Annotated in this window: 6 protein-coding genes and 4 pseudogenes; 3 read left to right on the top strand and 7 right to left on the bottom strand. The window is 37.1% G+C overall.

Annotated features, from left to right (window positions below; genetic code table 11):
* Positions 1-71 precede the first annotated feature (71 nt).
* A pseudogene (locus WGMM_RS06215) lies at positions 72-317 on the top strand (TrbC/VirB2 family protein); the annotation flags it as partial.
* Here the strand turns inward: WGMM_RS06215 and WGMM_RS05190 are convergent.
* Positions 235-1,308, bottom strand: a complete 1,074-nt coding sequence (locus WGMM_RS05190; protein WP_128080221.1) for a pyruvate dehydrogenase complex E1 component subunit beta — start codon at positions 1,306-1,308, stop codon at positions 235-237. The pseudogene WGMM_RS06215 and the gene WGMM_RS05190 sit on opposite strands and share 83 nt — an antisense overlap.
* A 240-nt stretch (positions 1,309-1,548) precedes the next feature.
* Positions 1,549-2,646: an ATP-binding protein gene (locus tag WGMM_RS05185; protein ID WP_038251018.1), complete on the bottom strand. Its 1,098-nt coding sequence runs from the start codon at positions 2,644-2,646 to the stop codon at positions 1,549-1,551.
* Positions 2,647-3,807: 1,161 nt separating this feature from the next.
* Here WGMM_RS05185 and WGMM_RS05180 point away from each other — a divergent pair.
* Positions 3,808-4,999 (top strand): annotated as a pseudogene (locus WGMM_RS05180) (MFS transporter).
* Positions 5,000-5,426: 427 nt separating this feature from the next.
* Here WGMM_RS05180 and WGMM_RS05175 read toward each other — a convergent pair.
* The 3 genes and pseudogenes from WGMM_RS05175 to secG form a co-directional block, all read right to left on the bottom strand.
* Positions 5,427-5,855, bottom strand: a complete 429-nt coding sequence (locus WGMM_RS05175; RefSeq protein ID WP_038251025.1) for a nucleoside deaminase — start codon at positions 5,853-5,855, stop codon at positions 5,427-5,429.
* 7 nt (positions 5,856-5,862) lie between these two features.
* Positions 5,863-7,465 (bottom strand): annotated as a pseudogene (locus tag WGMM_RS05170) (CTP synthase).
* Positions 7,465-7,790, bottom strand: a pseudogene (secG, locus tag WGMM_RS05165) (preprotein translocase subunit SecG). Before secG ends, WGMM_RS05170 begins: the two co-directional pseudogenes overlap by 1 nt.
* 144 nt (positions 7,791-7,934) lie before the next feature.
* Here secG and WGMM_RS05160 point away from each other — a divergent pair.
* Positions 7,935-8,450, top strand: coding sequence for a gamma carbonic anhydrase family protein (locus WGMM_RS05160; RefSeq protein WP_038251016.1), 516 nt, complete (start codon positions 7,935-7,937; stop codon positions 8,448-8,450).
* A 40-nt stretch (positions 8,451-8,490) separates the two neighbouring features.
* Here the strand turns inward: WGMM_RS05160 and WGMM_RS07040 are convergent, their stop codons facing one another.
* Together WGMM_RS07040 and WGMM_RS05380 are read right to left on the bottom strand one after the other, a co-directional pair.
* Positions 8,491-8,631: a hypothetical protein gene (locus tag WGMM_RS07040; protein ID WP_240991967.1), complete on the bottom strand. Its 141-nt coding sequence runs from the start codon at positions 8,629-8,631 to the stop codon at positions 8,491-8,493.
* 293 nt (positions 8,632-8,924) lie between these two features.
* On the bottom strand, positions 8,925-9,431 hold the full coding sequence (locus WGMM_RS05380) for a hypothetical protein (protein ID WP_051599683.1): 507 nt from the start codon (positions 9,429-9,431) through the stop codon (positions 8,925-8,927).
* Positions 9,432-9,732: the final 301 nt, after the last annotated feature.

Here is a 9,732-nt window from a genome sequence, read left to right as displayed (position 1 = left end):
GTAATATGCTACTGGCCTGCTATAGCCATAAACACATATCTTATCGCATTCGGACTATTATAAGAAAGGCTATAATATGTAACATTATTGGCTACGTTTGGGGAATAGGCGGACCACTTATGACCGTAGTGATAATAGGTGCAGCTTTGCTTGCGATATTTGGTAGAATGCCATGGCCAGCTCTTTTTGCACTCGGTATATTTTGTGCTGTATTTTTCGGTGCTAAAACTATCGTCATAAAAGTAATGGGTGGTATAGGCGGCACTGGAAATACTTCTTTGATGGACCAATGCGGAACAGGAGACACAAAAAAGAACTATTTTTTTCTAAAACAGACCCGGCTTCAACTATATCTTCCACTTGCGGTAATGCTTTTTTTTCTAGGTTTGCAGCGTAAGGTAAGGGGATGTCCTTGCCAGTTACACGTACAACTGGAGCATCAAGGTAGTCAAATCCTTGTTCCATAACAACGGCTGACAGCTCTGCTCCTATTCCTGCAAATGGCCATCCTTTTTCTACACTAACTAACCTATTAGTCTTCTGAATAGAGTTAATAACAGTTTGAGTGTCAAGTGGTCTTAAGGTTCTGAGGTCAATAGCTTCAGCTTCTATACCTTCACTCGAAAGTAAATCTGCTGCATTTAAGGCATCCATTAATTTTAATGAAAAAGCAGTGATAGTTACATCCTTTCCTTCCCGTATAACAGCAGCTTTGCCTATCTCAAGTAGATAATCTTTGTTTGATAGCTCAGAGTCAGAAACTTCATGCTCATGTCCATAAGCTATTTCGTTTTCTAGAAATATTACCGGATTAGGGTCACGAATTGCAGCTTTAAGCAGACCTCTGCAATCTGAGGCAAAATAGGGTGCTATTACTTTTAACCCCGGTATATGCGAATACCAAGCTGCAAAGCATTGAGAATGTTGTGCAGCAACTCTTGCTGCAGCGCCATTTGGTCCACGAAATACTATAGGGCATCCAAGTTGTCCGCCTGACATATAATTTGTTTTTGCTGCGGAATTCACAATTTGGTCAATAGCTTGCATAGAAAAATTAAAAGTCATAAACTCGACTATTGGCTTTAATCCAGCAAATGCCGCTCCAACAGCAAGGCCAGCAAACCCATGTTCGGTAATAGGCGTATCAACTACTCTGTTTTCTCCAAACTCTTTCAGTAATCCTTTCGTTACTTTATAAGCACCATCATACTCTGCAACTTCTTCACCCATGATAAGCACATCAGAGTCGTTTTGCATTTCTTCTCTAATTGCTGTGCATAAAGCTTCTCTTACACTTAAGGTTGCCATTTATAAACTTTTATAGACTTTAACTAAAGTAACTATATCAGAATTACTGGGGGTAAGTAAAGTGTACAAATTAAGTTTTACAAACATCATGACCAACTCATTCCAAAAAAAAATCTTCTCACGCTTGCTGTTTTTTGTTGCTGGAAATGGCTGGATTATTTAAGCTTTTAGTAATGTATGTTGTTAGATCAATAGCAATTTATTTGGAAATAACAGAAAAATTTATGATAGTTTTATACTCTAAATAGAATAAGATACTTCTGTCTGTGTCTTCACGTTTGAAACTAACCTTATTCTATCTCTTTCTTGTTCTGGACTTAACCTGTGAAGCGCGTAACTGAAATCTTCCTCACTCACTATAAGCCGTCTTTGCGCACCAGCGCTAATTTTTGCTTCATTCACTAATTGCTCTAATTCAGCCCCAGAATAGCCTTCAGTCTTGTCTGCAATGTCTTGGAGGTTTAGCTTTTCATCAGTTTTTGTACCTCGCATATAAAGTTCCAATATCCTTTGTCTCACCTCTATGTTTGGATTAGGGACATAAACCTTCTGACCTAAACGTCCAGGTCTAATAAGTGCTGGATCTATACCACCGATAAGGTTAGTTGCACCAATTACTATTATATCTCTTCTGCTCTTAAATCCATCTATTTCAGTTAACAACTGTGTTAAACTCTCTCGACAATGGTAAGCTGAGTTATTAGCGGTACTTCTTTTTTGAGCAACTGCATCTATTTCATCTATAAAGACTATACAAGGAGAATATTTTTTTGCTATTTTAAAAAGCTCGCGTACAGCATGTGCACCATGACCAATATATACTCCAATAAGTTCAGGACCTGAGATGCTTATGAAATTCATATTTGATTCACCTGCAATTGCACGAGCGATAAGTGTTTTACCATTTCCAGGAGGGCCATGTAATACGTAACCTCTTAGTGAATTAATACTTTTATTTCCAAACAGCTTGCGCATTTCTTCTGTCATTTGGTCACAGCAAATCATCTGCAACCGTTGTTTTAAGGAGTCATCAATTATAGCATCAGCAAATGTTATTCTTTTATCATCTAAATCAGCTAATTCTATCGATATAGGCAGCTCTACTTCCTTTAGTTTGCTGAATATTTGATCATATATAAACCAAACAATAAAAAAGAAAACGACAAGTAACACACAAGGCATAGCTTCACTAACATAGTGTGCAGCTAACTCATACCCTTTACTAAGCAACATTGTATGCATATAGGCAAACAAAAAAGCGATAGAGACAATAGTTGCCACGCATAGTAAACAGATTGAAATTCTTTTTAGCAATTCTGAAATTTCAATTTTTTTCATCTTAATAACTTATACCAATTTTAAACTAAGAATAATTTTATCTAGCTTACCTATTTTAGCTTGATTAGAGCGTTGAGAAAAATTATCAAGTACGTACTTTAATTTATTAAATACTAAAAACAATATATCACCATGTTGTCACATACATCTCTAAAGTTTACCAAATTCATCTTCAAAAAACAAGATTTTATTATTAACCCGAATTCTGGATTAGATTTTAGGTAAATTATTGAAAGTCTTGAATTTTAATAAATTAGTAACTAGTCTTAAAATGCTTACTGCTTTATCGTAAATGCTAAAACAATAAGCTATTGATATTCTTGTTTTTTTAATCTCCAATCCAGAATTCGGGTTAAAAACGCTAACTTGTATCTTCAAGAAGTAAGACATAATAGCTCTAAAATGTCTTGCAAGGAAAGGTAAAGCTGAACGCTAACTTATGCCAGAAAAATACCGTCTTGTTTGCCTTTTTGAGTAGTATCATCTTATTTTTCCTGTAAATTTTGTTTATAACGCCTAAGATTTACGATATTTTATTCCCGGTAGAATATCTTATAAAATCAGATTATATGTTATACCTATGGAAATAGATAACTTTCAGCAATATTACAACCAAGAAGAAATGAAGACAGTAACATTAGCTCAAATTTATAAAGACTTGGTAATAAAGATATTCGATATAGCCACAAGCAAAATGTAAGGTACTAGTAATGGTATTATGGAAATAGCACCAACGATACCAACTACTATACCTACTACCAGAGGTGACGGAGTAGTAAGGCTTAATATAATAAGTGGGAGAGATATAATTGATAGTATTATAGAAATTACACCTACTGTTTTCAGAAGAGATAGAAATCCTTTTGAATCTAAGTGTTCTTTTTCCCTTAAATAATATAAAGAAAATGCTTATACACATTATAGCACAAAGTATTACTGCTGCTATTTTTATTATAGCTGCTGCTATAAGTGCTGCTAAATAAGCTATATTCATTGCAATTATCACACACCATAATAAAAAAGTCAACTCCATATGTTTAGGTTGTAAAATCCCAAAAAGCAGCCAGAATAGAATAAGCAAACATTTACGAATTGAATTTAGTGCAAACAAGGGTATTGATATCAACCATACTCCGCAGAATCGCAATATGGTATGACTACATGCTTTTTATTGATTTGATTAACATAATCAGCAGAGAGTTTTGTTTTGCAAAAGATGTCTACAGTAACATACTGCAATTATTTGGAATTGTAGGGCTAGGTGCAATTGTAAGGCCACTTGGTGCATTCATATTTGGTCACGTTGGTGACAGGTATGGAAGGAGGATAGCATTAATAATTACTATCTTGCTAATATCGATACCATCAAGTCTCATTGCATTTATTCCAAGTCACAATCAAGTAGGTATAATTTCTACTATATTGCTTCTTGCAATCCATATAACACAAGGAATTGCACTTGGTGGTGAACAAGGAAGTTCTGTTTATCTTATAGAGCATTTATCCAGTAGGAAAGAGAACTTAGGGATGTATTTTGGAATGATGGGTTTTGGTCGCTCCATTGGCGTCTTGCTTTCTGCGGTGATAGTGATTATCTGCAAAAAAACTACTGACTTTTGTACCTGGGGTTGGAGATTGCCATTTATTTTCTCAGCTATTTTAGGATTAATTAGCGCGTATAGCATATACACATTGGGAGAAACTCCAGCATATGAAAAAAATCGAAAACAAAGAAATTTACCTGATTTGCCAATAATAGAGCTTATAAAACGCCACAAGAGAGCTCTTATACTTGCTATTTTAATATCTGTACCTGTTAATGTTGCTGTTGGATTTACCATATTTCTTCGAACTCTCGCAAAGGAAATAGCATCAGTGGGTGTTTATGTAACAACATATATCAACGAAATTGTATTGATTATAACCAGTGTATTAATGCCGATATCTTCAATAGCGTTTGGAATGTTGGCTGATAAAGTTGGAAAAGAGCGCACTGCAATCTTATTTATAGCAATTACAATGGCACTGTGTTGTCGTGCGTTATCTACTGCATATTACTATAAAAATTATCTTGTGATTGCGTTGAGCGTTATGGTTCTCTCTATAATAGAAAGGGGTGTAGTTCTCATAGGAATAGTTGCATGTGAACTTTTTCCTACCAATGTTAGATTTAGTGAAGTGAGCTTATCACGCATTACATGGAGGATTTACTCCTATGATTTGTATTTGGTTGACTGTAACATTTCCTCAACCAAATCTTGCTGCTGGGCTTTATATAGTCTTCTGCTTGTTGGTCAGTGTGGTAGCAATATTGCAAATAAAACCGCAGCATAAGAAATTTGATTGGTCTTAGGTTTCTCCTATGTGATTTGATAGTGGTCTCCACCGGGAAAGGGTTTCATCTAAGTAGCCGACACTCTGACAAGCGTCATCCCGCTGCTTGTTAGCGAGATCTAGAGATACCGTGAAGGTGTGACGTAGGACTGCTGTCATTCCAGTCTGGAATCCAGAGAAAACTGCTTTACCAGCAGTTTTTTATGCAGCCTTTATTATGCAGCCACTTGGTTAAAATGAAGTCTTCTGGATCCTAGTCTCTCCCCAGTGTCTGGGCACTGGGATGATAAAGGAGGGCAGTGTCAGCTACTCGGATGACACCCTGATGGTGGACAATGTTTGTATAGTTGTGCGTCACGCGCTGGAATGACGAATTCCTTAACCGCCATAGCATCACGGTATCTCCTAGCATAGATTCCGCTAACACGTAGCGGGATGACGATTTATCAAATGTTCCTTAGTTTCTCAAAAAAATCCTTTAACAAACAAGAGCATTCTGTTTCTAATATTCCACCATAAACTTCAGGTATATGGCTGCAAAATTGAAATACCTTAGCACCATTTTCAATTCCTCCACCTTTTGGATTATAGGCTCCAAAGTACAATCGTTTAATTCTGGCAAAGGAAATAGCTTGAGCACATATCGGACATGGTTCTAATGTTACGTACATATCAGCATCACAAAGTGTGGAAGTTGGAAATGCTTGTCTGATCGCTAACATCTCTGCATGTGCAGTTGGATCGCTGGATATATAGTGTGCAGAAGAAATGATATTGCCTCCATTCACTACTACAGCACCTATGGGCACCTTATCATTTTTTTGAGCGAGCTCAGCTTGCTCTATGGCAAGCTCCTTATATTGATATTCAAACACTAGGCACTTATTTCTTATCAATTGCTGCTTTAACGAACGCCACGAAAAGGATGAGGAAAAAACGGCTTTGATTGAAATTCTGGATGAAACTGCACACCAATAAACCACGGATAACTCTCTAACTCCACTGCCTCTATGCACCTTCCATCTTCTGATATGCCACTGCATAGCAGTCCATTTTTTTCCAAATCATCTTTATAATCTGAATTGATTACATATCTATGCCTGTGTCTTTCTGAAATAGTAGTGTTACTATATGCATCCATCATTTTAGAGTTTGCATTTATATTACATTTGTATGCCCCAAGTCTCATGGTTCCACCAAGATCGTCATCTTGATCGCCAGCTAACTTAACGATTGGATGTTTACAGTTACGAAATTCTTCAGAGTGTGCATCTTCAAGCTTAACAACATTACGAGCAAATTCAATAATTGCAAGCTGCATACCAAGGCAAATTCCGAAAAATGGGATATTATTTGTACGGGCATAATTTATTGCTAATATTTTACCCTCCACTCCGTCATCACCAAACCCCCCTGGAACAAGGATTGCATGAGAATTCTGTAATTTCTCTCCTATAAGTTTTTCATTTATAGGTTTTTCTTCCTTCTCTCTTGAGTTAACCCAATTTATCTTTACTTTGACTTTATTACTAATCGCACCATGATTTAATGCTTCAATCAGTGATTTGTATGCATCAGGGAATTCGGTGTATTTTCCCACTATAGATACAGTAACTTCCTGTGTTGGGTGCCTTATGGAATGCACTATTTGATCCCATTCAGTCAAGCTTGGTTTTGGCTTACTTAAATGAAAGTGCTCCAAAATTTGCGTATCAAGCCCACATTGGCTATACAACACCGGTAACTCATATATATGACTCACATCAGGGGCAGGTATTACATTGGATAAAGAAACATTGCAAAGGTTAGCTATTTTCTCTCTTTGATTATCGAAAATTTCTTTCTCACTGCGGCATAATATAATATCTGGTTGTAACCCCGCGGAATTTAACTCTCGAACTGAATGCTGCGTTGGTTTTGTCTTTAATTCTTGCGCTGCGGTAAGATATGGTATTAAAGTTAAGTGAATCAGGATAACTCTTTGTTTTCCTAATGTGTAGTTAACTTGGCGTATAGCCTCCAAAAATGGTTGGCTTTCAATGTCACCTACAGTTCCGCCTATTTCGCATATTACAAAATCTAAACCTTCCGTACCATTAAAAATGAACGATTTGATCAAATCTGTCACATGAGGAATGACTTGCACAGTTTTGCCCAGATAATCACCACGCCTCTCTTTCTTCAATAACTCATGATATATCTTACCAGTTGTTATATTATCATCTTTTGTTGCTTTAATTCCAGTAAAACGCTCATAATGCCCAAGATCCAAATCAGTTTCAGCACCATCTTCGGTAACAAACACCTCTCCGTGCTGAGTTGGGTTCATTGTCCCAGGATCAATGTTGAGATACGGGTCAAGTTTTCTGATACGGATCTTAAAACCATGAGCTTGAAGAAGCGCACCAACACTCGAAGCAACTAAGCCTTTACCAAGCGATGACACAACTCCACCTGTGACAAAGATAAATTTAGCTTCCTTCATTAATTTTCAAATGGAACAGAAGTAGATTCACTTTTCTTGTCTTTTTTTCTAATATAATTTTTTCTGCGATCGATTTTTTTATGTACGTCTTTTTGTAACATAATCCTGACAATAGCAATGTGTTTATAATAAACAATCCAGCAACAATAGCCGTTATTCTGCTGAGCGGGTTTTCAGAAGATTTCACCGGAATCATCGAATTGCCCCCCTGTTGTGTATTACTAAAACCACTTAACGAACTACTTCCAGGCGGCTGCAAGAGCACTAAAATTACTAACACAACAACCAATATTATTTGAAATATACTTAATACCGCTACTGACATTATAGATAGGGCTGAAAATAAAAATCTTAGCAGTACAAAGCACGTAAGTCAAGAACATCTGTCACCCAAGTAGTTTGAAATCTAAGTATGTATTTACTGCTTACCTTATTTTGATTAACATATGCATAAGACTTTGGGCTTAATATGTATCACATTTTAAAATACAAAGATTATGAACCAAAAATAGACGAAAGTGCTTTCATCGCAGGTGGTTCGCATATCATAGGCAAGGTTGAAATAGTAAGAAATGCGAGCATCTGGTTTAATTGTGTGGTCAGAGGGGACGTTGGATCAATAAAAATAGGTGATGGAACAAATATTCAAGATGAAACGGTAATTCATGTGGATAGAAACCCAGGTGGTGACACAATTATTGGCAGCATGGTAACAGTGGGACATTTTTGTATGTTGCATGCATGCACGGTGCATGATAAAGCGTTTATTGGTATGGGCTCTACCGTGATGGACCATGCAGTTGTGGAGTCTGAAGCTATGGTGGCTGCTGGCTCGCTAGTGACACATGGAAAAGTAATAAAAAGTGGGGAAATATGGGCTGGCAGGCCAGCAAAATTCTTCAAAAAAATGTCGAATGAAGAAATTAAACATATTACACAATCTGCACAAAATTATATTATGCTAATGAAGGAATATAAAAACTGAAGTTCGCGTCAAGTGTTTTACTTGACAAGTACATTTCGGCTTAACCCTTGTTACTTCTTTTTCCCATCTCATTTACTTCTTGTTCTTTTGCCCCATCTACTTGAGTACTAGGTAATACTGCATATGTAATACCACCAGCTACGAGTGCAGATGTTACTGCTATACCAATTATTACTAACATCTCTAACCTAACTGTATGTTCAAGTGCAGTAAATGCTATCAGTCCAGCAGCAAGACCAACACCAACAGTAGCGGTGTACTTCGCTCCATTGCCTTGTTTTGGTTGCTCAGTTGTTTTACTTTTATCTTCTAATGTTTGTTTTTCCTACTGTAATTTATCAACAAGACTTTTACTCTCTTCTAATTGTTTATTTATAGCCTTTCTTATAATAGTCTGAATGCGATAAGATATGTGTTTATGGCTATAGCAGGCCAGTAGCATATTACGGTCTGTTCGGATTATTGTAAAAAGAGCTATAACTCCACAACTTCAGCATTTTTAGCTTGCAACTGCTGAACTTGAGCTTTTAATTGTGTTATTTCCTCATCTTTAGCTTGTAACTGAGCAGCACTTGGTCGGTTGTTTAGCTGTTCTTGTAAATCTTTTATTTCATCGTCTTTAGCTTTTAACAGAGTAGCATTTGGTTGGTTGTTTAGCTGTTCTTGTAAATCTTTTATTTCATTGTCTTTAGCTTGTAACTGTTGCTGTAAGTTCGCAACTTCTTGTGTATTTTGTTGAGCTATTAATGCTATTATTTCCTCGTCTTTCTCTTTTAACTGCCGCTTACTCCGTTGTAGTCTTTTACTGGCGTGTGTCCAGAGAAGGTGAGTATGTTCAGTAGGAGTTAAACCTACCGGGATAAAAGTCGGAGTCCCGTAGCTTGGGTAGCAGCATGTAGGGAGACCAAAGTGTTGAAGCCTACCGACAATGTTATCGTAGGATAAGGGCGAATTACCAGGCCGTAGCGAAAGCGAACACATAGGTGGCCTCGAAAATTACAAATCCTAAAGGCTGAGCCCGCGTTGGTAGGGTGAAGGCAATAGGGATAGCTGAAAACCCGAATGATACGGCATATCTACTTTAGCGGGGTGATAGTGATGGCATGGTAATGAGGACATATGAAGCAACTGGAGAAGCCCTACTCATCCCAGGAAGAAATACCTTGGAGCGGTAAGTTCTATAACTGGAAAACAGGAAATGAACCGAAGATGAGAGGGTGGCGGATGGGTGCGTAGTAGTGAAGAAGTGAGGTGACTCTCATGGAGCAAAGGCACCCTACTA

The organism is Wolbachia endosymbiont of Glossina morsitans morsitans (assembly GCF_000689175.1).
GTDB lineage: Bacteria > Pseudomonadota > Alphaproteobacteria > Rickettsiales > Anaplasmataceae > Wolbachia > Wolbachia pipientis.
The sequence above is the reverse complement of the archived record's forward strand: the minus strand, read 5'-3'. Positions and strand labels throughout refer to the sequence as shown.

What these genes read in the sequence shown, in the direction of transcription:
- WGMM_RS05160 (WP_038251016.1), top strand. Translation starts at nt 7,935, where the DNA reads ATGTATCACATTTTAAAATACAAAGATTATGAACCAAAAATAGACGAA.
- WGMM_RS05185 (WP_038251018.1), bottom strand. Translation starts at nt 2,646, where the DNA reads ATGAAAAAAATTGAAATTTCAGAATTGCTAAAAAGAATTTCAATCTGT.
- WGMM_RS05190 (WP_128080221.1), bottom strand. Translation starts at nt 1,308, where the DNA reads ATGGCAACCTTAAGTGTAAGAGAAGCTTTATGCACAGCAATTAGAGAA.
- WGMM_RS05380 (WP_051599683.1), bottom strand. Translation starts at nt 9,431, where the DNA reads ATGTGTTCGCTTTCGCTACGGCCTGGTAATTCGCCCTTATCCTACGAT.
- WGMM_RS07040 (WP_240991967.1), bottom strand. Translation starts at nt 8,631, where the DNA reads ATGTTAGTAATAATTGGTATAGCAGTAACATCTGCACTCGTAGCTGGT.